The 22,730-nt window shown below is 40.6% G+C and carries 17 protein-coding genes; 10 read left to right on the plus strand and 7 right to left on the minus strand.

From position 1 onward, the window contains the following. Positions 1–2: 2 nt before the first annotated feature. Positions 3–1,652: a L,D-transpeptidase family protein gene (locus tag LV85_RS04225; protein ID WP_111316941.1), complete on the plus strand. Its 1,650-nt coding sequence runs from the start codon at positions 3–5 to the stop codon at positions 1,650–1,652. Between the two features lie 195 nt (positions 1,653–1,847). Beyond that, positions 1,848–3,503, plus strand: coding sequence for a L,D-transpeptidase family protein (locus LV85_RS04230; protein ID WP_111316942.1), 1,656 nt, complete (start codon positions 1,848–1,850; stop codon positions 3,501–3,503). Here the strand turns inward: LV85_RS04230 and LV85_RS04235 are convergent. After that, positions 3,483–4,172, minus strand: coding sequence for a murein L,D-transpeptidase catalytic domain family protein (locus LV85_RS04235; protein WP_111316943.1), 690 nt, complete (start codon positions 4,170–4,172; stop codon positions 3,483–3,485). The two genes, LV85_RS04230 and LV85_RS04235, sit on opposite strands and share 21 nt — an antisense overlap. A gap of 296 nt (positions 4,173–4,468) precedes the next feature. Between LV85_RS04235 and LV85_RS04240 the strand changes: the two genes are divergently transcribed. Further along, positions 4,469–4,879: a 6-pyruvoyl trahydropterin synthase family protein gene (locus LV85_RS04240; protein WP_111316944.1), complete on the plus strand. Its 411-nt coding sequence runs from the start codon at positions 4,469–4,471 to the stop codon at positions 4,877–4,879. Further along, positions 4,839–5,543, plus strand: a complete 705-nt coding sequence (gene folE / locus LV85_RS04245; protein WP_111316945.1) for a GTP cyclohydrolase I FolE — start codon at positions 4,839–4,841, stop codon at positions 5,541–5,543. Before LV85_RS04240 ends, folE begins: the two co-directional genes overlap by 41 nt. A gap of 304 nt (positions 5,544–5,847) precedes the next feature. On the opposite strand, the gene LV85_RS04250 is transcribed toward folE, so the two are convergent. Together LV85_RS04250 and LV85_RS04255 are read right to left on the minus strand one after the other, a co-directional pair. Continuing rightward, entirely contained in the window at positions 5,848–8,307 is a 2,460-nt protein-coding gene (locus LV85_RS04250) for a glycosyl hydrolase 115 family protein (RefSeq protein ID WP_111316946.1), read from the minus strand. A gap of 458 nt (positions 8,308–8,765) precedes the next feature. Beyond that, positions 8,766–9,173, minus strand: a complete 408-nt coding sequence (locus LV85_RS04255) for a hypothetical protein (protein ID WP_111316947.1) — start codon at positions 9,171–9,173, stop codon at positions 8,766–8,768. 136 nt (positions 9,174–9,309) lie between these two features. On the opposite strand from LV85_RS04255, the gene LV85_RS04260 reads away from it, so the two are divergent. Both LV85_RS04260 and LV85_RS04265 read left to right on the plus strand, forming a co-directional pair. After that, positions 9,310–10,443, plus strand: coding sequence for a hypothetical protein (locus LV85_RS04260; RefSeq protein WP_111316948.1), 1,134 nt, complete (start codon positions 9,310–9,312; stop codon positions 10,441–10,443). A gap of 12 nt (positions 10,444–10,455) precedes the next feature. After that, the gene (locus LV85_RS04265; RefSeq protein ID WP_111316949.1) at positions 10,456–11,457 is read left to right on the plus strand and encodes a phosphotriesterase family protein; all 1,002 of its coding nucleotides are present in this window, start codon (positions 10,456–10,458) and stop codon (positions 11,455–11,457) included. Positions 11,458–11,516: 59 nt separating this feature from the next. Here LV85_RS04265 and LV85_RS04270 read toward each other — a convergent pair whose 3' ends face one another. Together LV85_RS04270 and LV85_RS04275 are read right to left on the minus strand one after the other, a co-directional pair. Next, on the minus strand, positions 11,517–12,422 hold the full coding sequence (locus LV85_RS04270; protein ID WP_111316950.1) for a class I SAM-dependent methyltransferase: 906 nt from the start codon (positions 12,420–12,422) through the stop codon (positions 11,517–11,519). Positions 12,423–12,748: 326 nt separating this feature from the next. Beyond that, on the minus strand, positions 12,749–14,458 hold the full coding sequence (locus LV85_RS04275; protein WP_111316951.1) for a M28 family peptidase: 1,710 nt from the start codon (positions 14,456–14,458) through the stop codon (positions 12,749–12,751). Between the two features lie 291 nt (positions 14,459–14,749). Between LV85_RS04275 and guaA the strand changes: the two genes are divergently transcribed. The 4 genes from guaA (at position 14,750) to LV85_RS04295 (ending at position 20,259) form a co-directional block, all read left to right on the plus strand. Further along, positions 14,750–16,279 (plus strand): glutamine-hydrolyzing GMP synthase, encoded by a 1,530-nt coding sequence (guaA, locus tag LV85_RS04280; RefSeq protein WP_111316952.1) that lies wholly within the window; start codon positions 14,750–14,752, stop codon positions 16,277–16,279. Positions 16,280–16,599: 320 nt separating this feature from the next. Continuing rightward, a complete protein-coding gene (locus LV85_RS04285) occupies positions 16,600–18,249 on the plus strand; it encodes an amino acid ABC transporter substrate-binding protein (RefSeq protein WP_111316953.1) in 1,650 nt (549 codons plus the stop codon). Positions 18,250–18,252: 3 nt separating this feature from the next. Beyond that, positions 18,253–19,548 (plus strand): glutamate-1-semialdehyde 2,1-aminomutase, encoded by a 1,296-nt coding sequence (hemL, locus tag LV85_RS04290; RefSeq protein WP_111316954.1) that lies wholly within the window; start codon positions 18,253–18,255, stop codon positions 19,546–19,548. Positions 19,549–19,905: 357 nt separating this feature from the next. Beyond that, positions 19,906–20,259: a Spx/MgsR family RNA polymerase-binding regulatory protein gene (locus LV85_RS04295; protein WP_111316955.1), complete on the plus strand. Its 354-nt coding sequence runs from the start codon at positions 19,906–19,908 to the stop codon at positions 20,257–20,259. 216 nt (positions 20,260–20,475) lie between these two features. Here the strand turns inward: LV85_RS04295 and LV85_RS04300 are convergent, their stop codons facing one another. Then, positions 20,476–21,858, minus strand: a complete 1,383-nt coding sequence (locus LV85_RS04300) for a c-type cytochrome domain-containing protein (RefSeq protein ID WP_158531137.1) — start codon at positions 21,856–21,858, stop codon at positions 20,476–20,478. Continuing rightward, a complete protein-coding gene (locus LV85_RS04305) occupies positions 21,851–22,723 on the minus strand; it encodes a sugar phosphate isomerase/epimerase family protein (RefSeq protein ID WP_245942141.1) in 873 nt (290 codons plus the stop codon). The genes LV85_RS04300 and LV85_RS04305 overlap by 8 nt, the downstream gene beginning before the upstream one ends. Positions 22,724–22,730 lie beyond the last annotated feature (7 nt).

The raw sequence follows: 22,730 nt of genomic DNA on the forward strand, positions 1-22,730 counted from the left end.
CCATGAAAAACAAACAGTTTTTGTACTTTCTTATTCTGTTTTTGGCAGGGAGTACTGTGGAGGCTTTTACGATCGACACCACCAAAACTTCAGAATTGATCAGGTTTCGTATCGAAACCGATAGTCCTGGTGAGAAAATAAATATTCGAGGCACATCTTTGCTAACTACGGACGAGATCGTGAATTTTTACACATCACGCTATTTTGAAGAAGTCTGGTCCAGGGATGGGGTTTTGTCAGAGCTGGCCTATGAAATGAGATTTGAAATCAAACAAACACAGTTTGATGGATTAAATCCCAAGGACTACAACCTGGATATGATTGAGCTCCTATTTAGCAAGTTCGAAGCGAATAAATTGGCTAAGGAAGCTAATGATCCAGGTGATCTTGCTGACGTGGACATGTTGTTGAGCGATGCGTTTTTTTATTTGGCGAGCCACCTAGAAAGAGGAAAAGTGGATCCTTCCAAAATAGATGAAGAATGGGAAATTTCTCGAAAAGATCAATTGGTGAATTATCAGGATTTGCTATTGGAAGCAATCAACAAGCGCGAAATCCGCCAAAGCTTGGAGTCACTTTATCCTAAATTCAGTATCTACAAGAAGGGTAGAGAGGTACTTAGAGCTCTGGTGGAAGTAGAAGCTGAAGATACCCTTAATTGGAAAAAAATTAATGTTTCAAAGGCTCTGCGGGCTGGTGATCAGGATAGTAGTATTCCTATCCTTCGTTCTAGACTTCAGTATTGGGGCTTTTTGGAAACCTATGAACTTGAGCAGCCTAAGCTGTATGACTCCACTATGATGATCGGCGTGAAGAGTTTTCAAGCTGCTCACGGAATGGACAATGATGGGATCATTGGGAAAATGACCGCTGCTGCCATGAATGACTCTCCAAGTAGGAAGGTCGAAAAGGCTAGAGTAAATATGGAGCGTCTAAGATGGCTTCCTGATACCGTCAAGAAAGCTGAATTTATATTAGTGAATATCGCCAACTATCAGTTGGACTATTTGAAAAATCTGGACACGCTGCTCACAGAGCGGGTCATCGTTGGAAGAAAATACCATGAGTCGCCAATTTTCATGGCAGAGATGAGCTATATCGTTTTCAGTCCGTATTGGAATATTCCTTATTCTATCACCCATGCCGAGGTAATTCCGAGCGCGAGAAAAAACCCTAATTACATTGCTTCTCGCAATATGGAAGTGGTGACGAGTTCTGGGAAAGTCGTTAATCCGGCCAGCATCGATTGGAATGCCAAGTCATTTCCTTATATGGTGAGACAGAAACCTGGACCTCACAATTCACTTGGTGAGGTCAAGTTTATGTTCCCAAACAAGCACAATGTCTATATACACGATACCAATGCGCGTTCACTTTTTGAAAGTGATGATCGCTCGAGAAGTCACGGTTGCATAAGAATCCAGAATCCTCAGGATTTTGCCAAAGCGCTTTTGCGAGATGACCCAAGCTGGACCATGGATCGAATCGAATCGGCAATGGGACAGGATCATGAGCAGGTCGTGAAATTGGATAAACCAATTCCTGTTGTGTTAGTTTATCTGACATTCTGGGCAGATTCTAACGGACAAGGGCATTTCCGCGAAGATATTTATGACCGCGATGTGTCAGTGTTGGTGGCCTTGAATAAGTAAAATTCTGAGTCTGGATTTCCCAGATTGGGCAAATCCAGACTCAGTGATAATATAATTGATTTTTGCACCCTGCAATTTCAGGATATCTTAATGCATTGATTGCTAATGGGATAAAATGAAGTTGCAGGGTTTTATTTTTTCAAACATTTAAGCGTACGAACTTTGACTAGTATAGGGTGATACAAAACGCCTTTTATGAACAAAAAGATAATTATCCCGATTGCAGCAGTTTTAGTCCTAGTGGTAGGATTGATTTGGTTTTTCAATCAGCGTAGATCTGATATTTCAGATGAATTAAAGACAAATCTAAGTAGCGAACAATCTGCTGTTTTAGCCCAGTCTGCTTATTTCGAGGAAATACAAAGTTTTTATGCAGATAGAGACTTTTTGGAAATTTGGCTTTTCAACGGGAAAGTTTCCAATGCTGGTGAGGAATTGCTCGAACAGATTGAGAATTCGAAATATGACGGCTTGCTGCCTGAGGATTATAATCTCGATGAGATTTATGCCTTATCTACTGATCCAGAAAAGAAAAACAAGAAATTCAAAAACCTTTCCTCAGATGAGAAAGTCGGCCTGGAGCTATTACTTACTGATGCCTTTTTCAACTTAGCCCATGACTTGGAAAAAGGAAAAGTGAATCCTTCAAGCCTAGATCCTAATTGGAAGTTTGAAGAGAAGGAATCCGAGGTAAATTACACAGCATTACTTCAGGGCATTGCCAAGGGAAGTTCTGTAGAGAAGACTTTCGCAAGTTTATATCCAAGTTCGGATTTGTATGCACAGGGTAGAGAAGCGATTGAGGAACTGTATGAAATTCAAGAAAATGGTACGCTGACTTGGGATTTTGCTCAGGTAGATGGTGCGATCAAAGTAGGAGAGAAGCATGCGGCTATTCCCGCTTTGCGAAAGCGTCTGATCTTTTGGGATGTGCTAAAACCTTACGAGATGGAAGAACCTACGCTTTTTGACTCTACCATGTTTGCAGGGTTACAGAAATATCAGGAGTCCAATGGTATGAATCCTGATGGGGTGATTGGTTCCTTAGTAGCCGAATCCCTTAATAATTCTCCACAAAATCTTATAGATATCGCATCTATCAATATGGAACGACTTCGCTGGATGCCAAAGATGGATTGGGATCAGGAGATGGTTCTAGTGAATATCGCCAACTATCAGTTAGACTACATGAATAAATCGGATACTGCATTTACGGCAAAGGTGATCGTGGGTAAGGAATATAATGAGTCCCCGACTTTCACAGCACCTATGAGTTACATCGTTTTTAGCCCTTATTGGAATATCCCTGAGTCGATTACGAATGATGAGATTATCCCATCTGTTCAGAAGAATCCAGACTATCTCTCTCAGAAAAACATGGAAGTTGTAGACGGAAATGGAGAAGTGGTGAAAACATCCAAAGTCAATCTATCAAAAAAAGAAGGATATAGGGTTAGACAAAAGCCAGGTGGAGACAATTCCTTGGGTTTGGTGAAATTTATGTTCCCAAATGAATACAATATTTATATCCACGATACACCTGCTAGAAGTCTTTTTAATCGGGAAACAAGAGCGCTAAGTCATGGCTGTATCCGAATTCAGAATCCAGATCAATTTGCCAAAATCTTACTAGATGATAAGTCTTGGGATGATGAAAAAATCCAAGAAGCGATGAATCAAGAAAATGAAAAGGTGGTGGAGTTGGATAGAAAAATACCTGTGGTGCTGGTTTATATGACATTCTGGGCAGATAAGGATGGGAAAGCTAATTTCCGATCTGATGTCTACCAAAGAGATCAGGCGTTGCTGAAAGCACTTAGAAGCAAAAAATCAAGCCTTGATCAGGCTTGATTTAGCTAAGTAATTGTCGTCTTTTCCAAAGATGAACAATAAAGATCCGTCCTTGATCAGGTCAATCGCTTGAGCGGAAAGCTCACTTGGAAGTGCTGGACAGCCTAAGCTTCGGCCAAGTCTTCCTACTGACTTTGCGAATTCTTCACGAGCATAATCTGCTCCATGAATCACGATTGCGCGGTCTCTAGCCAGATCGTTAAAGCCTTTTTCCAAACCATCCAGTCGAAGAGAATAACCGTGTTTTCCAGAATAGGTTTCTGCTGTTTTATAGAATCCCAAGCTACTTTTGAAAGATTCTGGAACATTTGAAAACGTCTTTGCCATCAAATCACCAGAGTTTCTACCGTGAGAAACCACTGAATTTAACAGCACTTGGCCTTTTTCAGGATCTATAATCCACATACGCTTGGCAGTAGAAGGGAGACTGAAATCAATTACAGTTAAGACTTTAGATTTAAGATTTTCCTTCATTTTGTACCAACCTTGGATAGCCATAGTAAAGACCTCCTTAGAAGGAAGAACTCCGTTTTCAGTATGTAATCCATCGTATATCACTGAGATTGGATCAATAGAACTGATATAAGTTGGGTTGTTATCTTTAAAATCTGGATTGGGGAAAATTCCTATGAACAATAGGAAGGTAATCGCAAGAGTCTGTGAAAGCATAAGCATTTGGGTGATTGTGCAAAGTTAGGAGTATATCCTATCAGTTCAAACGAACTTGAAGTCAGTCTCTTATGATTTTGGTCATAAAAGTTGTGAAAATATCTCGGGAACCATCTTAGTCTATTTGAGGGTTCTTGGCTTGATGAGTTTCTGTTATGATTTTGGAACCAATTATTATTCTGTAATTTTGCCTTCCCAAAATTATTCCTCTGTCTCTCAGGATACTTCATATAGGCTAACAGAGATAAGGAGAAATAATTCAAACAAAAACAGAAAAGAGGCTGTTTCAGCATTCCATGAAAGTATCAGTTTATAGAAAAGAACATTTCAACGCGGCACACCGTCTTCATAATCCTGACTGGTCAGATGAACAGAATCAAGCCGTATTTGGAAAGTGCAATAATCCTCATTTTCATGGTCACAACTATGAATTGGTCGTGAAGCTGAGAGGGGAAGTAGATCCTCGAACAGGCTATGTTTATGATATGAAAGTACTCTCTGACTTGATCAAGGAGCATGTGCTGAGAAAATTAGATCACAAAAATTTAAACTTGGATACCGATGAATTCAAAGAACTTAACCCAAGCGCTGAGAACATTGCAGTGGTTATTTGGAATATTTTGAGGGAAAAAATTGATCGAAAATTCGAGTTAACGATTCGACTTTATGAAACAGAAAGAAACTTTGTTGAATACGATGGGAATTAAAATCGCCCGCGCTTCATTCGAGGAAATCGGTGAAGAACACGTAGGAACTTCCTTGGAGACTCCTCTTCGCGAGGATGCTTTTGAAATGGATGACGACCTGAAAGTCGAGTTGATCGAGAAGCATTTCAGAGAAATCATGAACATCATGGGGCTTGATCTCACAGATGATAGTCTCAAAGGCACTCCGCATCGTGTAGCAAAGATGTATGTGAAGGAAGTATTCTCTGGGTTGAACCCGAAGAATAAGCCTGTCGCAAAGCTTTTTGAAAATAAATACAAGTACAACGAGATGCTGGTAGAGAAGGACATCACTGTGCATTCTCACTGCGAACATCATTTCGTGCCGATTTACGGGAAAGCCCATGTGGCATACATTTCCAACGGAAACGTAATCGGACTATCCAAAATCAACCGAATCGTGCAGTATTTCTCACAGCGCCCGCAGGTGCAGGAGAGATTGACTATGCAGATTGGGAATGAACTGAAAGAAGCGCTTGGAACAGACGATGTGGCGGTAATCATCGATGCCTATCATATGTGCGTGAGCTCCAGAGGAGTGAAGGACACGCAGAGTTCTACGGTGACATCTTTTTATTCAGGGAAATTCGAAAAAGACGAGCAATCAAGAAACGAATTCATGCAGTACATCAGTCTTGAAAAGTAACGAAGAAAACGAAAACCAACATTGAAACCGGGCTGAGAGGCTCGGTTTTTTTGTGCCGCCGTTTGTGTCACACGAATGGAAAAGAAGGTTTTTAGCCACAAAGGACGCGGAGAAAGCGCGGAGGATCGCAGGGTTTGGCTGAGCTTTCTTCTGCAGTGAATTTTCCAAATCAACTACCATGACAGACTTTACTTTGCCGCCGTGAGTGTCGTCACTCACGGCATTTCTTATTAATGTTATTCAAGCGAGTGAAGACACTCACTTGGGCGGAGTTGGGGCTATTCAGTCCTTCCAAGTCCTACCTTCATTTAACTATTTCATAGAATTGCTCTTGATTCTCTGAACTTACGGCAAGTTGATCTAGAACAATCCCTGTTTGATTGACTGATATTTTCAGGCTGTGTTTCCCGGATTTATCAATGAGAATAGGGTGAGTCACCTTTACAAAATTCCTTAGTACATTTTCCTTCCATTCCTCTGATCTTCCCTGAGTATTCAAAGAGAATTCATGGGGCTCCTGATCATCAATTGAGATCCATATCTTTTGATCAAAATTATTTGAATGCGTAGGTAAGAATCGCAGTTCTAGTACATACTTTCCTGGGTTTTGAAGATCGAATTGATATTCCAAGAATGGATTTTCTGATTCAAACAGCTGGTTTGCAAAAGGAAATAGCGTGACAGCGGCATTGCTGTAACCTAATCCTTCCACTGCTTTCCATTGGTAATTTGCTGTACCTTGGGCTTCTGCATATTCATTCCCTTGGATAAATATAGGCGTAGAAAGAGTAGAATTTCCATCGGCATGTTTTTCTACAGGCTTCTCATCTGTCTGGTGATAGCTTGGCATTGAGAAAACAGGAAGATCTCGAGGATGCATAGACATCATTTCATTCCACTTACCATTGCTGATTTTTAGGTTATATTCTTCAGTAAGCGCTACAATGTCCTTATAAGCTTGCTGCGATTGCTTAGTGAGTTTCATCTTTTGTTCAGGACTTGTGCTGAGATAAGATTCCTGAGCAAGAAGAAATTTCTCATTCATGAGCGCTGCTCCTTTTATCGGGTATTCTACCAGTTGGAAATAGGCGTCAAGACGCTCTTTGGAAAGGGAAGGTTTTATCGCATTTACTTTTTCAACCAACTTAGCATAAGCTTCTAGTCTGTGATTTGCTTCATTGGAGTTAAACTCAGTTATTCTTGTTGGGGTGATCGGCTCTGTTTGGCTCCATCCCATATATTCGGGTTTGCGCAAAAAAGCCAATCGGTAATATTCGGCAAACACCTTGGCAATTTCTTCTCCTTGTTCTTCTCCAAATTCCCGGCGGCTCCATGCCTCCAAATGGGAATCTATGGTGGTTTCAGAGATGCTATTGATGTCCCAGGCTAGGTCGAGGAAAAACTCTATATCGTATTCAGCAGGCTTAATATCTCCTACGTTGGCAATCCATAGTTTTTTGGCTCCGTTTTGATAGGCTCTGGTCATTTCATACCAGATCAATCCTGGCTGTGTGGTAGAGAGCCAAAGATGGTCATGAGGTCTACCCCAATAACTCAAATGATAATATACTCCGCTGCCACCTTTTCTGGCCTGTTCCTGCTCATCGCTTAACCTGCGGATGTAGCCATAATTGTCATCTGTCCATACCAAGGTAATGTCTTCTGGGACTTGTAAGCCATCATTGTACAGATCCAATACTTCCTTGTAGATTGTAAATGCCTGAGGGATTTCTTCGATAGGTTTGTCGATTGTATTTGACAAAATACTCCGCTGATCCTGAAAAATTTGTTCTAATAGTTCAACTCGCTCTTTTTGAGTAGCATTTCCTTGCATTCCCGAATCATGGATTCCCCGCATGCCCATACTAATAATGTTGTTCCCATTTTTGGCTTCTGTGATTCGCTCCTGCCAATACTGCTTGACGTTTTCACTGTTGGTGAAATAATTGAAATCACCATAGGCTTCCTCATCCCACTCATCCACATTGTTTCGGAGCATGGGTTCAGCATGTGAGGTACCTATGGAAATGTGATACTTCTCCGCCATTTCCCGATTTCCTGGAATGCTAAAAAACGCCTTGGTGGATGGATGCATGGCAGGCCATATGGTATTAGCCTTTAGGCGAAGCAGCAATTGAAAGATTTTCTCGTAAGTTTTGGGGCCAATATCACCAGTCTCTGGTTCGAAGGTTTTTGCCGCCCAAGGTTGTAATCCCCAATCTTCATCATTCAAAAATATCCCTCTGTATTGCACGGAAGGACCAGCTTCAATTCCATCAACAGGCAATTTTACTTCGATCTCTTCACTTTTCTCAGGATGAACATCTGCCCACCATTTCCAAGGAGATATACCGATTTGCTCAGCTAGTTCAAAGATTCCATAAACAGTGCCTCTAATGTCGCTGCCCACGATAAAGAGGTTTTCCTCATGCTTATTGATAAGGAATTTTTCCCATTCACCGCTTAAAGTACTATTGAGGTTTTCGGGTAAAGTTTCAATTAATGGATCATCAAATTTCCCGATATAAATTCCTTTGTCATCAGGATTGAATTTATCAGTATAGCTAATAGTAATCTCTGTGCCGAGTATGAATTCTAAGTCTTCGGCAAGGTCATTTGCAGCCCATTTTACCAATTCATCGGAATTGTGACTGATGTAAATGGATCTGTATGATGAATCTTTATCGATGACAAAATTCTCGCTTGTATCTGAATTACATGAAAATGAAAAAATTACAAGCAGGTGTAAAACATACTTTTTCATAGCTATAGGATAGGTTTTATTAGGTTGATTCTAAAGGCAGAGATTTATCATAACTGACACAGAGCACTCAAATGGAAGTTTAAATCTAATGGAATTGTGAATCAATTCACAGACATTAAGATTTAGCTTAAATCAGCTAATTATGTGACCATATTACTTTCGTCAAAATTTTTTTGGGGGTAATAAACCTCTGACGTTCTGAGTGTTCTCACACACGGTTTTTACCTAGGATTAATAAAGTGAGTGATGATACTAACTCTGGCGGTAAAGAATATTATAAAACAGAAATTAGCAAAATAGATTTTGACCCTACAATTTTAAAGTATTTCAACTTATGGATATGAAGTGGAAAGTGCTGACTCCGCAGTATTGTCAGGTAAGCGTGAAATCACATTAAAGATGGCTCAAAAGCTCAAAAATTTTTTCAGTATTCCCGCTGAAGTGTTTCTTCATAACTCCTAATCTTTAATCAATCGGTACAGGTCTATATATTTGTCAGAAGTTGCAGAACGATAATCTCGTGAAAACTCCAGAGAACTACCAGTTTTTGTCAATTTGTATTCCCCTGAAAGAATTAAAGTCCAATCAAATTCGGCAGTCCAAGGACACTCATTCTGAAAAGTTATTTTTTTGCCATCTATGGCGTAGGTGCCTTTGCAAAGTGCTGGATATTTTGGATAATCTCCAAACCCGCTCCATCTATTGCCATCAAATGTCAATGTAATATTCGCAATTTCACTGTCACCCAAATCCCTTTGGAATGTGCCACTGAATGTGCCTTCCTGAAACTTTTGTTCTAATTGCCCATCTTCGCTGCAACTAGATAGTATTAATAGAAAGAAGAGGATATATGGAACTTCGCGCATTTTAAAACTGGGTTGTCTTTAATAAACGTAGTTGAGTAGTCAAACGCTACTTTCCTATTTTGCAGGTAAGCGAAAATACGACTTTACTCTATCATATATTAATTGCAGAAGTTATATTGTTAGTAAATCAAAACCTATGAAGAATTTTTTATTACTTCTTTTAGCTGCTATAGTCGCTTGCAGCGAAAAGACACAAGAAACACAATCAGATGCCTATGTTCCCGACCTGGTGATTGCAGATAGCTTGGTGATTGATAACCTGACCCAACTGACTTTTATAGATGTGAAGGAGGATCATTCTGAATATTTATTTTATGATTTTAAAACGAGTGAGTTTTTTAGAATAGGTAAATCTGGAGAAATAATCCTTAAGGCTAATCGAAGTGAAGATGGAAAGGATAGTTATAAATCAAGCTATTTTTCTACCGCTCATTACTTGAAAAATGATCGCATTTTAGTGTTGACCTATGCACTAGCATCAATTTATGATCTTGATTTTAATCTGATAGAATCTAAAAATGTCGATTTTGAGTTGATTACAAGAACCGGTGGTGGAAGTAGAGCGGCGCTTACTTCAGGGGATTATTTATATACTTTCTCGCTTGATACCGACGGCGATGTTGATACAATAGTTGGATCTGAAGAGTTCAGTATTGCGTATCCATTTATGAGAATTAGAGATATCAATATATTCGATACGTTGTACACGAGCTTCATTCCGAAAGAAACTCAAATGGCAGTAAACCCTGGGCTATACAACAATTTAGATCCTATAGTAAAAATAATAAAGGATGAGATGTATGTGCTTTTCCCAAATTCACCTGAAATGTACGTGTATGATTTTCCTGCATTGAATTTGAAAACTTCATGGGATCTGAATCCTGGAGATAATTACAAACAAACTTTACCGCAGGATCCTGATATTAATTTTGATGGCTTCCTGAAAGAGCTAGCTGGTTCACAATACAAAGCTTTCACTTTCTCCAATGGAAATCTTTTAACCATATATGAAGGAGCCGCTCCGCAGGATGAAGTGGATAAGTTGCCAAAGGAATATATAGGAGGTCCTGAATTTACTGAAATGGCGGAGAAATATAAAAACAAAACTTACTATCAGATTTTCAAGGATGAGAAAAAATTATGGGAAGGTTTTTGGGATATTAATCTTATGTCAGTGCGTGACATTCTCTATTCTAATGCTAAGCCTGGCGAAGATCCCGACGCTGTGGAGAAGGATATGCAGACCTATTATTTTTATGAGTTGAGATAAGTAGAATTATAGATGAAAAAATCCCTATTGCTAGCTTTTCTGACGATTCTATGCACTACTTCTTGCTCAGAATCTGAGTCAAATTCACAATATGTCAATACAGTGACTGGCTCAATACCCATAGATTCCATGGGACTTACACTGATTCATGAGCATATGCTGGTGGATTTTATAGGTGCGGATTCTGTCTCTCCAGCACGTTATGATCAAGAGGAGGTGATTGCTAAAGTTCTGCCTTATCTACTGGAGGTGAAAAAGTACGGGGTGAAAACGATTTTTGACTGTACGCCTTCCTATTTGGCAAAGGATCCTGTTCTGCTTAGAAAACTCAGTGAGCAATCAGGAATTCAACTTATCACTAACACTGGGTTTTATGGTGCAGTAGGAGGTAAGTATTTGCCTGATTTTGCTTTTGAGGAAACTGCTGAAGAGCAGGCGAATCGCTGGATCGAAGAATTTGAAAATGGAATTGGAGATACAGGCATCAAACCTGGCTTCATCAAGATCTCTGTAAACGAAGAATCGCCACTACGTGATATGGATGCGAAGCTCGTCAAAGCTGCTGGAATAACTCATCAAAAAACAGGTTTGCAAATAGCTTCGCACACAGGAACTTGGGCTACAGCCAAGCAGGAAGTGGAAATTTTACAGGAAATGGGAATTGATCCTTCCGCGTTTGTTTGGGTACATGCGCAGGCAGAAGAGGATTTCGAGAATTACCTAGAAGCTGCTAAGACGGGCGTTTGGATCAGCTTAGATGGGATTGGTTGGAGCGTGGACGAATATGTCGCTCGCTTACTTTTTGCCAAGGAAAATGGATTTTTAGATCAGGTGCTGATTTCCCATGATGCAGGTTGGTACGATCCCGCCAAACCTATGGGCGGAGATTTTCAGCCTTTTACTAATATTTTTGAGATACTGATACCTGATTTGAATGACAAGGGATATGATGAAGATGATTGGAAACTACTTTTGGAAGAGAATCCGAAGCGCGCTTTTGGGCTTAGAAATTGAATGTCCCTGATTTCTTGTTCAGCTACACAAGCTGCTAAGTAGATCATTCAATTTAGTGCCTAAATTTTTTCAAATACTAGTCGGTAATGTTCCATGATTTCTTTCTCAAAACACACCCTATTTGGGCTTATTTTAAAAACTTCTACTTGATGTCTAAAGTCCTTCGTAGTAATGTATCTAGGTAATAATGAGGCGTAAAGCCAATATTTCTTCAAGCTGAACTTTCGGAATTTCTTTCTCCATTGTCCGATAGTTTCGATATAGTCTAGCCTGCCGCTGCTTTGAGATATAAGTTTAAAATGTGGGGCGGCATTTCGTATCACCATTTCTGGCCCATACGGAAGCCAGGAGCCTGGAAATTCTTCGATCATTAAGGCCAAAACATGTGCAGCAGATCCCTTTTCAGCATTTATATCTATATCCTTGAAGTCGATCATGTTCTTGCCAAAAGTCATGGTTTGCATGTAAAACCTTCCTCCTTTGGGCAAAAGATTATATAAGGTTTGGAAAAAGTCACTGTAAACCTGCTCTTGTTTCCCTGCTTTCCATTGCTCTACAGAACAAAAATGCTCTAGTCCACCTATACAGGAAATAGCATCAAAAGTCCCGAAATCCTCTGGTTTTACAGTTCGACAATCTTTCACAATCACGTTCATGCCATTTTTTTGGCAAGCCTTTGCTTGTCCTTCTGAAAGTGTCAAACCCATCACTGTGGCATCTCTTTCCTTAATGCAATACGTAATAAAAGGCCCCCAGCCACATGCCATATCCAATACCTTACTTCCTTTTGTGATGTTAAGGCTATCGGCGATAAATTTATGTTTGGCCTTTTGAGCTTCTTCTAAAGACATAGAAAAATCACCATCATATTTGGCACCACTGTAATCACCAGTCTCGCCAATACTTAAGCGAAATATGTTATCGATGGTAGTATAGGTAAAATCAAGATCTTGTTTATCTGCCATGTTTCAATTTCTTAAGGGAACTAAAAATCACGCTAAAAAGGAACTGTCCTTCTATTTAGACAATATTCTCTTCGTTTCTTAAGATAGTTGGAAAAAATGGTAGCTGATCAAAAATATAGTGAAGTGTTTTTAAGCCAAATCAATAGGGATGCTGCTGATGGATAATTCGGTAGTAGTTCTTGATTTTTGAAAATGTTCTATGATCAATGATCAAACTCAATTTTCAATCATCAAATTTGACTAATGATGACCATCGTTTTTGCTATAGTTTCATTAATGAAATAGGATCTACTAAGGTAGAATCGCTATGCCGTTGCGGGGTCATTCTAAAGTTTAGGCACCTGAGACTTGATCGCTGCTTTTGCTAATGCTATTTTTTTCAGTGTTTTCTCATCATCAGCAGCTACCAAATCTTTGATCGAATCTATAGCCTTCGCATAATAGTCCGTCCAAGTGTCTAAGATCAATTGCTCATCTTCTTTGGATCCTCCATCTGCAATCGCTTTTTTGCTAAGTTGAACTTCTGTCAGTAATCGTATCTGGGCCTTTGCTGTGATCATAGCTATCATGTGATCTACAGTTTTAGCATCTGCATTCAGTAAGGTATATGCAGACACTAATGCCCCTGTGCCCACATTGACCATTGTTTTCTGAGAAACTTTGTCCAAGCGATCATTGTCCGTGTGGTAAAACTGATCAGTAAAGTGCCAAAGCAACAATCCTGGGATATCGGCTTGCAAAAATGGTGTATGATCAGAACCACCTTCGAAAGGATTGGTTTTCACTACCCAGTTGGCGTATTCTCCCTGAGCTTCGAAGTTGGTCAGGATAAAATCATTCAAATAATGAGGCTTCATGTCTTCGACTTTCAATGGTCTACCTCCCCATTCGCTGTGTTTGTCCTCTCCACGTGTCCAGATTGCACTCGGATCAGGCATCTTTTCTATCAGGAATGTTCCACCAGTGACATCTGTATTTTCACCGACCATATCCAGAGAAATCCCCCAGTTGATTGCCACAACTCGCTTATCTTCTTCCTGTATATATCTGCGAGTTGATACGATCTCATCTCCCCAAAGGAAGGTTAGGGTTCGCTTCAGATCCAATTTCCCTTTTTTCATCAAATCAGCAGTAATACTTGCCATTTCCAATTGGGTGCCAACTCCAGTAGCATTATCGTTTGCTCCAGGTTCTTGGATGTGAGCTGAGAAAACCAAGCTTTCCAAAGGCAATTCAGATCCAATTATATTTGCTACAATCGTTAGTTCTTCAGAATCATAAATCTTCGTCTCCATCTTTGCCAACACTTCTACCTTGCCTTTTGCTAGCTCAGCTTTCAATTTTTCTTTGGCTTCAAAAGAAAGTGCCATTGCCCAGGTAGGATTATCGGCATCGTATCTCATTCCACGAAACTGAATAGAGGTAACGTTTTTCTCAGCCTGCAAATAGCTTGGCATGTCATAAGTGAGCATTCCCAGCGCTTTGCCTTTACCTACCTCAGCTTGTAAAAGTCTACTTGAAACCTTATCCGAAAAGAGAATTTTACCCTGAAGATCCTTTTTGCTTAGATCATCTTTGCTCTCAATATATATCACCTCGCCTGTGACTCCTACTGATGGAGTAGAACTGGAATACATATAAGGCATATTCCTGTTGGTAACTGAGGAAAGTAAATTTTCAGAGGAACCGATGATTTTCAAAGAAGCAGAAACTGGCTCCCAAGTCGGTTGACGCATATCTCGCGTTTCGATTCTATAGGTGAAGCGATCGGAGTCTTTTGCATTTTCTTCCAGGACATAACCCGCAGCTTCCAGCTTCTCCGCGATTCGATATACAGTATTATTGAAACCGGTATTTCCCGCAACTCTCCAATATTGCTCCACATATCCTACGGTTTCATAAGCCAAATCACCCTTAAATTCTGGTCTTATCAACTTAAAATAAGGATCGGTAACTTTCTGAAGCGGAGCATTTTGAGCAAAAGAAATAGTACTGAGAATAAGCAAAAAGAGAGGGAGGATAACTTTGGTTTTCATATTAACAAGTGACTTCAAGTTGGTTTAATGATGCTAGATACTATATTCTTCGCTGAAATGAATAACTGTTTAGATATTTACGAATAGATGATGTGTCAGTTCGAGCGGAGTCGAGAACCTGGCATATTCGTAAAATGGTAAAGTGGAAATGGCTTCGACTTCGCTCAGCCTGACCTTAATCCATTATCTTCCTATACATACCATAATCCTCCAATACCTCTTCGCCAAACATTATTCTGTAAAATTTCTCAGATCATTTCCTCAGTTTGTCTGACCTGATTACCTTTGCGCATGGCAGAACAAATCTTGATCCTCGATTTCGGTTCTCAGTACACACAACTCATCGCCCGACGAGTTAGAGAACTGAACGTTTATTGCGAAATCCACCCTTATAACAAAGTTCCAGAAATCACCTCCGACATCAAAGGAGTGATACTTTCAGGCTCTCCATGCTCGGTAAGAGATGCGGGTTCTCCTGATTTGGACTTGGACGCTTTGAGAGGCAAACTCCCTCTTTTGGGGGTATGCTACGGTTCTCAACTTTTGGCTCAGAAATATGGGGGAGAAGTGCTTCCATCTGAGATCAGAGAATACGGTCGCGCAAACTTGAGTCACATCGATACGCATTACGACCTGCTCAAGGAAATGAGTCATGGTTCGCAAGTATGGATGTCTCATGGAGATACGATCAAGAATTTGCCTGATAACTTCGATGTGATTGCCAGTACAGATTCAGTACGTGTGGCTGCATTCAAAATAAAGGAAGAAGAGACTTACGGTATTCAATTTCACCCAGAAGTAACTCACTCTTCGGAAGGGAAAAATCTCCTTAGAAATTTCGTGGTTGGAATCTGTGGTTGTTCTCAGGATTGGACTTCTGATGTTTTTATCGATGCAAGCATCGCGGACTTGAAAGCTAAGATCGGTTCGGATAAGGTCGTAATGGGTTTATCAGGAGGAGTTGATTCTTCTGTGGCTGCTACTTTGATCCACCGCGCGATTGGCGATCAACTGATCTGTGTTTTTGTTGATAATGGCTTGCTTCGCAAAAATGAATTCGAAGAAGTATTGGATTCGTACAAGCACATGGGATTGAATGTGATTGGCGTAGATGCCAAGCAGAAATTCTATGATGCACTTGCAGGTGTGACTGATCCAGAAGGGAAGAGAAAAGCTATTGGTAATGCCTTTATAGAGGTTTTCGACGAAGAATCCAATAAATTGGAAGGCGTAAAATGGCTTGGACAAGGAACGATTTATCCGGATGTTATTGAGTCGATTTCTGTAAAAGGTCCTTCTGCTACGATCAAATCTCACCACAATGTGGGTGGTTTACCTGACTTCATGAAGCTTTCTGTTGTGGAGCCATTGAATACGCTTTTCAAAGATGAGGTAAGAGAAGTAGGTAGAGCCTTGGAGATTGTAGAGAAAATCATCGGTCGTCATCCGTTCCCAGGTCCGGGGCTTGGAATCCGTATTTTGGGAGATGTGACTGCTGAGAAAGTGAAGACACTTCAGGAAGTAGATTATATTTTTATCCAAGGATTGAAAGATTCTGGACTTTACGATCAGGTGTGGCAAGCAGGAGCGATGTTGCTACCGATTCAGTCTGTTGGAGTGATGGGAGATGAGAGAACCTATGAGAAAGTTGTTGCGCTAAGAGCCGTTGGTTCTGTAGATGGGATGACTGCTGATTGGATTCACCTTCCGTATGAGTTCTTGGGCAAGATTTCCAATGATATCATCAATAAGGTAAAGGGTGTTAATAGAGTTGTCTATGATATCTCTTCCAAACCACCAGCTACTATCGAGTGGGAATAACCTCCTTTGAGGTGTCATTCCGCCGACGCAGGAGGAGGAATCTCCTCGAAGGTGTTAAATGCAACTCAGTTAACTATTCAAAAACCCGGAGATTCTTCTTCGGGTTTTTGCTTATTGAGCCATATGCATCTTAATATTTGGTCCGAATAAAGCACTGAGGCTACTTATGTCTCCCGACTCTGAAAACAAGGAAATTGAGAATATTGACATCTATTAAGATAATCATATTCCCTCCAAACCCTTTTCGGCCTGAACTTTGGGTTTGAAAATATTGGGTTAAATTTGCAGACCCTGTTTGATGTTTGATTCACCTACATAAAATGAAAAAATTTCTTTTAGCACTTCCGGTATTTTTCATCTTGAGCTTAGCTGTCGCTCAAATCCCCACACCGGACGCTTATCGCAAGGCTCAGTCCGAATTAGCCGCCAAAAACTACTGGGAAGCTATTCCACTTTTCAAGCAATTCACTGATCCCAAAGAGTACGGTAATCTTGCCAACTATGCATCATTTCACTTGGCTGAGGCATCACTTGGTGCCAATCAACCTGGGCAGGCAGTAGCCGCATTGGAGCCAATAGTCTCAGCAAACTGGGCTAAATCTGATGATGCAAAATATCTTTTGGCAATAGCCTATTTCAAAAATCAGCAGAATATCGAAGCGCTTCAGATCATCAAGAAAATCAAGGATGATAAGATCATGGGGATGGCTGAGAATGCTACATACGAAAATTTGAAGCAAGTCAGTGTGAGTTTTATGATAGCGAATTTGCAGGAATTCAAAGAGAATAAGGGCTATGGAGAAGCTTTGAAGCGCGTTTTGGAGAGCCAAAGTATTCTTTCAGCTACCGAGCGAGCAGCTTATTATGAATTACAAGGCAAAGCAAACGAGAGTACTAATGTGGTAAAAGATCAGATATTGGATATCGTCGTTATTTTGCCCTTTACCAATTCCTCCCGTACTAATTTGTCCAGTATCCCACAAAACGATTTTGTTTTTGAACTGTATCAAGGCTTGGAATATGGCGTGGAGCAGCTAAAGAAAAGTGGCACCAAAGTCAATATGCTGACTTTTGATTCTAAAAGAGATGCAGCACACTTGCAAAACTTGCTAGCAGATCCGGCTATCGCATCCGCTGATATAATCATTGGTCCGATTTATCCTGAGGAAGCTGATATAGTGAGCAACTTTGCCGAAACTGCTAGGATTCCATTTGTTCATCCACTTTCTAATTTGGGAGATAGATTTGAAGAATTGAACTATAGCTACTTATTCAGACCTGCAGTAAGTTCTATTGCCAATGGGATTGTAGACGGTTTGAGAAAGCAAAATTGGGGTAAAAGAGTAGCAATAGGTTATAGCGGTAGTTCCCGTGATGAAATGCTTGCCAAAATGCTTCAGGATCAATTGGGGAGAGCAGGTTTTCAATTGGTGAAATTTGAGCAGATTAATTCTAGAAACACCTCTGAATTTCTGCAAGGATTGGGGATTCGTCAAGGTCAGGCAAGTATGGCTGTAGATCAGGTGATATTGCTTTCCGATGATCCAACTATTGCTCAGCCAGCTTTTTCTTTGATGGAATCAATCACCGCTTCTATCCCGACCCTGGTTATGGATTCTTGGTTGGGTTTCAATTTTGCCAATTACGAGATGCTTGAGTTTCCGAATTTCTATTTCATAGGAAATAATACCTTGAATTTCTACAGTGAGCCGATGGAGCAGTTTCGAAACAAATTCTATTCTAAATACCTGAATTTCCCAAGTATGAATGCTTCACTTGGTGCTGAGGTAGTCAACTGGGTTTCCTCTAATTTGTCGGAAACCAAAGGATTTGATTTGAGAAGAAATCTAGACCAGAAAGCCTTCCAAGCAGGCAAATTGACTTGGGGATTTAATTTCCAAGGCGCACATAATAATCAATATGTACCTCTGTTTACGTTAGAGGCAGGGGAATTGAAACCATTACAATAGTCCATGAATATTTCTAAGAGTAAAGCCCTTTTTGCAAAGGCCCAAAACTTCATCCCTGGTGGAGTGAATTCACCTGTTCGCGCTTTTAAAGCTGTAGGCGGAGATCCGCTTTTTATCAAAAAAGCCGATGGCGCTTATCTGTACGATGAGGATGGGAATCAATTCATCGAACTAGTCAACAGCTGGGGACCAATGCTCCTGGGACATAATCATCCCAAAGTGAAGGAAGCTGTGATCGAAGCGATGGAAGATGGTACGTCTTTCGGTGCTCCAACAGCTCGTGAAGTGGAAATAGCTGAGTTGATCGTAAGTATGGTTCCTTCCATTGAGAAAGTTCGTATGGTGAACTCAGGTACTGAAGCGACGATGTCTGCTATTCGTGTTGCCAGAGGCTTTACTGGTCGAGACAAATTCATCAAAATGGAAGGGCATTATCATGGACATGGTGACTCGTTTTTGATCGCTGCAGGTTCCGGTGCAATGACCATGGGCGATCCGGATTCTCCTGGAGTGACCAAAGGAACTGCCAAGGATACCTTGATTGCTCCATACAATAATCTAGAAGCTATCGAAGAGTTGGTAGCTGCAAATCCAGGTGAGATTGCAGCCTTGATATTGGAGCCTGTTCCGGGAAATATGGGATTATGTCTTCCAAAAGAAGGTTACTTACAAGGACTGCGTGATATCTGTACTAGAGAAGGAATTATCCTGATCTTCGATGAAGTGATGACAGGTTTTCGCTTGGCAAAAGGTGGCGCTCAGGAGGTTTTCGGAGTAACTCCAGATATGACAACCTTGGGCAAAATCATCGGTGGAGGTATGCCAGTGGGAGCTTATGGTGGAAAGAGAGAACTCATGGAGTTTGTTTCTCCAGCCGGACCTGTTTACCAAGCTGGTACGCTTTCTGGTAATCCAATTGCAATGGCAGCAGGTTTGACGATGCTCAATCACCTGAATACAGATCCAAATGTCTATGCAGAGTTAAATCACATCGGGACCAAACTGACGGAAGGTATAAAAAGCATCAATCAGGAATTAGGCTTGGACTATACGATCAACAGTAGAGGAAGCATGTATTCCTTGTTTTTCACGGATAAGCCAGTCTTTGACTTTGAATCTGCGAAGAATGCTGATACAGCCTTATTCGGGAGATATTTCCAAGCTATGCTAAAAAGAGGTGTTTACTTGGCCCCAAGCCAGTTTGAGAGTATGTTCTTGTCGACAGCATTGAAGGATGATCTGATCGATCAAATCTTAGTTGCTCACAAGGAGGCGATGGTGGAGATATTGGGATTGTAGATTATTGTAATTATTCTTTATGATTATCCGCAATGATGCCAGTCACCTTAGATTCTTTGCTTATCAGGCTGGAAGACCGATGACCGAAGACCGAAGTGGCCTCAATTTTTAAGTTTAACCTATCTTATATTGCTTTTGCCACCTTACTGGTAGAAAAGCGGATATACTATTATTCTTATTTGAGCCAGTTCATTATCACCTTGATTTAAAGGTTGGAAGACCGGAGACGCTTGCCCGTCCGCAGGCGGGGGAGACGGAAGTGTCCTAAAGTCAGGTGTTTACCATGTCGTAAGATCGTTTCTCTCTTTATGTTTAGAAGACCAGATCTGCAAAAAAAATATTTAAAATACAAACCTCATGTCCATCAAAGTTTACGGAATTAAGAATTGCAATACGATGAAGAAGACCTTCGATTTCCTAGCGGAAAAAGGAGTGGAGTATGACTTTATCGATTATAAAAAGCAGAAGCCAGATGCTGCTCTTTTAGAAGGTTTTTTGAAGAAAACAGATCTTGCTTCTCTTGTGAATAAGAAAGGAACGACCTATCGAAAAATGAGCGATGAGCAGAAATCGGCCCTTGAAAACGAAGAAACTGCGATCCCTATTCTTGAAGAAAACTCAAGCATGATCAAGCGTCCAGTGATTGTTTACAAAGATGGAAGTTTGAGTTTAGGCTTTGATGTGGAGTTGATTGAGGGGCATTTGAAATAGAGTCTCTCGCAACGGCGCGGCGGCGCAACGTTTTGATAATAGCTCCTAAGGATTTGTAGTACCGAAATTTCACAAAAAGATTTACAACCCAAAGCTTCTTAGAAAAAGTTTAAAAAAATACTGATCGAAACTTCGAAACTAAGAGGAACAGATTGATCTAGGAAAGTATTTCACACGTTGCGCCGTTGCGCCGCCGCGAGATATTACCGAGATATATTAGTACACAATTGTATCCGTCGCCAACACAGGTAAGCTTAGATTCCCTGTTTCTAAGTGAAAGGTAAATTGTGATGAGCTGCCCGAATCTGCCGCAGGGGTTTCAAAAGCGAATACTTTTTCCAAAGTAGGATGTCCATCTAGCGCTCCTAATTTATCAAAACTGACGTTGGTGTCGTTGAAGTAAAGCAGTTTCAAGTTTTTGTTTTCAACTAATTTTCCCAAATCTGCACCCTCGATGGCAGTCTGATTAAGCTTCAAAACAGTCAGGCTAGGAAGAGTAGCTATTTGGGCTAAGATAGAATCAGTAACAGCAGTGCCAGTTAGATCTAAGTAAACGATCTGCTCTTTTGCGGAAAGCAATAAAGACCAATCAGCATCTGAAAATGCAGGAAAATTGATGCAGCTAACTTTTAGAAATGGGGAGTCCTTTTTAATTATTTCAGCAAAGAAACCCAGCTCTCTAAGTTTGGATATGGAATCTTGTGGGAGTTTCTCTACCTCAACTACCGGGTAAAATGGTTTTTCATCCTTTTTGAAAAATGGCTCTACCATACTCACATTTATTGCAGCATCTCCAAGCTTTGATTTTTCGGAAGAGCCCGATTCAATCCAAGCCTTGATCAGTTCGATTTCTTCTTTTCTTGGCTGACGCTTGTCCTTGGGTGGCATATGATCATCATCATCTTCAGAAAGGACCAGTCGAGAGTATAGTGAGCTTTTTTCTGGATTTCCATTTTCTAGAATCGCCCCATCTTCCCCGCCTTTGTGAATTCCCTTGAATGAGGTGAGGTCCAATTCACCTTTGAGTTTTTTTGGATTATGACAGCTTTTGCAATTTTGATCCAAGATAGGCTGTATCGCTCCCGTGTAGAATTCTACTTCTTCCCAGTTGTTGGCAGGAAGTTCTAGCGGTTTAGCAATTCCACTTTCTCCGCCCAGAAATGCTTGTAAATCTGGAGGTAATACTTCTGTGAAGTAATCATCCCCATGCGTGATATTCCCTCCTAGATGCCCTGTGGTGGTCAAAATCACTAGTAAACCAAGTCCTTGAAGCTTTAATGCTTTTGGATTGGCTACTGAGTATTTCATTCGATACCAAATCAGCAATGAAAGTATAGCCGTAATGATCCCAAGTATCAGGTGGATCTTGACCGTATCCCAGCTATAGCCTTCATTCTTATATTGAAGAAATCCGCTGATGCTTGCTAGTGCGGCGAAAAGTCCGCCAAGGAAAAATGACAAACTAAGAATAGGGAGATAGGTGGTGATGTTTTTTCTGCTCCAGAAAATCAGGATTACACCAAACACCAAAAAACCAATAGGAAGGTGAACCAAGATCGGATGAAATCGTCCGAATAATGGCAAGATAAAATCAATCATTTGCGAATCTTGCTTTAATGGCATTCATGATAAAAACGTTCGCTTCCCACTGATCTGCAATGGGTACATTCGAAAATGGAACTGTTGGTAAATAAGGTGGAGGTCCAAATTCAGTGGTAATCGTATAGACTTCTTGACCAGAATTTCGGATGATATGTTCCCAAATATCCAAGTGTGTATTTAGTGCAGATTCCCATTCAGGAGCAGCGGGATTATTTACTTGTGGGCCTTCAGCGAACCCAACTCGCGCGTGAATGTGATCTACACGTGGAATGATCTGCTGTAGCAAGGGATCTTTCAATCCTATCAATCGCTCATGAACCACCATCCAATGAGAGATGTCAAGGTTCAAGCGTAAATCTGGCGCTACCTTCACCATCTCCGCCGTAAGTGGAACATTAAAAGAAAATCTGCTTCGATGTGTCTCATGTACAATTGGAATCCCTGATTCCTTGCTGGCTTTGCTCGTTATATCGATAAACGCCTTATTCTGTTCCAAAGTCCAATAATCTGAACCTGTATGGGAGTTGATCTTGACTGGATTCCAAGCAATTATCTTTTGCAGATTTTCTTCATAGACTTTAAGAGCTTCTGCATAGGGAAGTCCTTTGTTTGTTCCATGAAGGAAAACCACCTTCAAGTCGTACTTTTCTAAACCCGCTTTCAATTCATTTTGGGCATCCTCTGAGAATGGAAACCAAGTTTCAATCCCATCATAACCATCGTTTTTGGCATGGTTTAGAAACTCATCCAGAGAGCGCTCATTTCCCCAATCTGTTTGGAAGAAAAGGAGTTGCTGCTGGGCAAAAAGGGTAGAGGATAATACTAGAAATAGAACTGAGAGGAAGGTGATTCGAGTAAGCATGCAAATG

The organism is Algoriphagus chordae (genome assembly GCF_003254055.1).
Taxonomy (GTDB): Bacteria; Bacteroidota; Bacteroidia; order Cytophagales; family Cyclobacteriaceae; genus Algoriphagus; species Algoriphagus chordae.

Coding starts and splice junctions, on each gene's coding strand:
- LV85_RS04225 (WP_111316941.1), top strand. CDS start 3: ATGAAAAACAAACAGTTTTTGTACTTTCTTATTCTGTTTTTGGCAGGG.
- LV85_RS04230 (WP_111316942.1), top strand. CDS start 1,848: ATGAACAAAAAGATAATTATCCCGATTGCAGCAGTTTTAGTCCTAGTG.
- LV85_RS04235 (WP_111316943.1), bottom strand. CDS start 4,172: ATGCTTTCACAGACTCTTGCGATTACCTTCCTATTGTTCATAGGAATT.
- LV85_RS04240 (WP_111316944.1), top strand. CDS start 4,469: ATGAAAGTATCAGTTTATAGAAAAGAACATTTCAACGCGGCACACCGT.
- folE (WP_111316945.1), top strand. CDS start 4,839: ATGAAACAGAAAGAAACTTTGTTGAATACGATGGGAATTAAAATCGCC.
- LV85_RS04250 (WP_111316946.1), bottom strand. CDS start 8,307: ATGAAAAAGTATGTTTTACACCTGCTTGTAATTTTTTCATTTTCATGT.
- LV85_RS04255 (WP_111316947.1), bottom strand. CDS start 9,173: ATGCGCGAAGTTCCATATATCCTCTTCTTTCTATTAATACTATCTAGT.
- LV85_RS04260 (WP_111316948.1), top strand. CDS start 9,310: ATGAAGAATTTTTTATTACTTCTTTTAGCTGCTATAGTCGCTTGCAGC.
- LV85_RS04265 (WP_111316949.1), top strand. CDS start 10,456: ATGAAAAAATCCCTATTGCTAGCTTTTCTGACGATTCTATGCACTACT.
- LV85_RS04270 (WP_111316950.1), bottom strand. CDS start 12,422: ATGGCAGATAAACAAGATCTTGATTTTACCTATACTACCATCGATAAC.
- LV85_RS04275 (WP_111316951.1), bottom strand. CDS start 14,458: ATGAAAACCAAAGTTATCCTCCCTCTCTTTTTGCTTATTCTCAGTACT.
- guaA (WP_111316952.1), top strand. CDS start 14,750: ATGGCAGAACAAATCTTGATCCTCGATTTCGGTTCTCAGTACACACAA.
- LV85_RS04285 (WP_111316953.1), top strand. CDS start 16,600: ATGAAAAAATTTCTTTTAGCACTTCCGGTATTTTTCATCTTGAGCTTA.
- hemL (WP_111316954.1), top strand. CDS start 18,253: ATGAATATTTCTAAGAGTAAAGCCCTTTTTGCAAAGGCCCAAAACTTC.
- LV85_RS04295 (WP_111316955.1), top strand. CDS start 19,906: ATGTCCATCAAAGTTTACGGAATTAAGAATTGCAATACGATGAAGAAG.
- LV85_RS04300 (WP_158531137.1), bottom strand. CDS start 21,858: ATGATTGATTTTATCTTGCCATTATTCGGACGATTTCATCCGATCTTG.
- LV85_RS04305 (WP_245942141.1), bottom strand. CDS start 22,723: ATGCTTACTCGAATCACCTTCCTCTCAGTTCTATTTCTAGTATTATCC.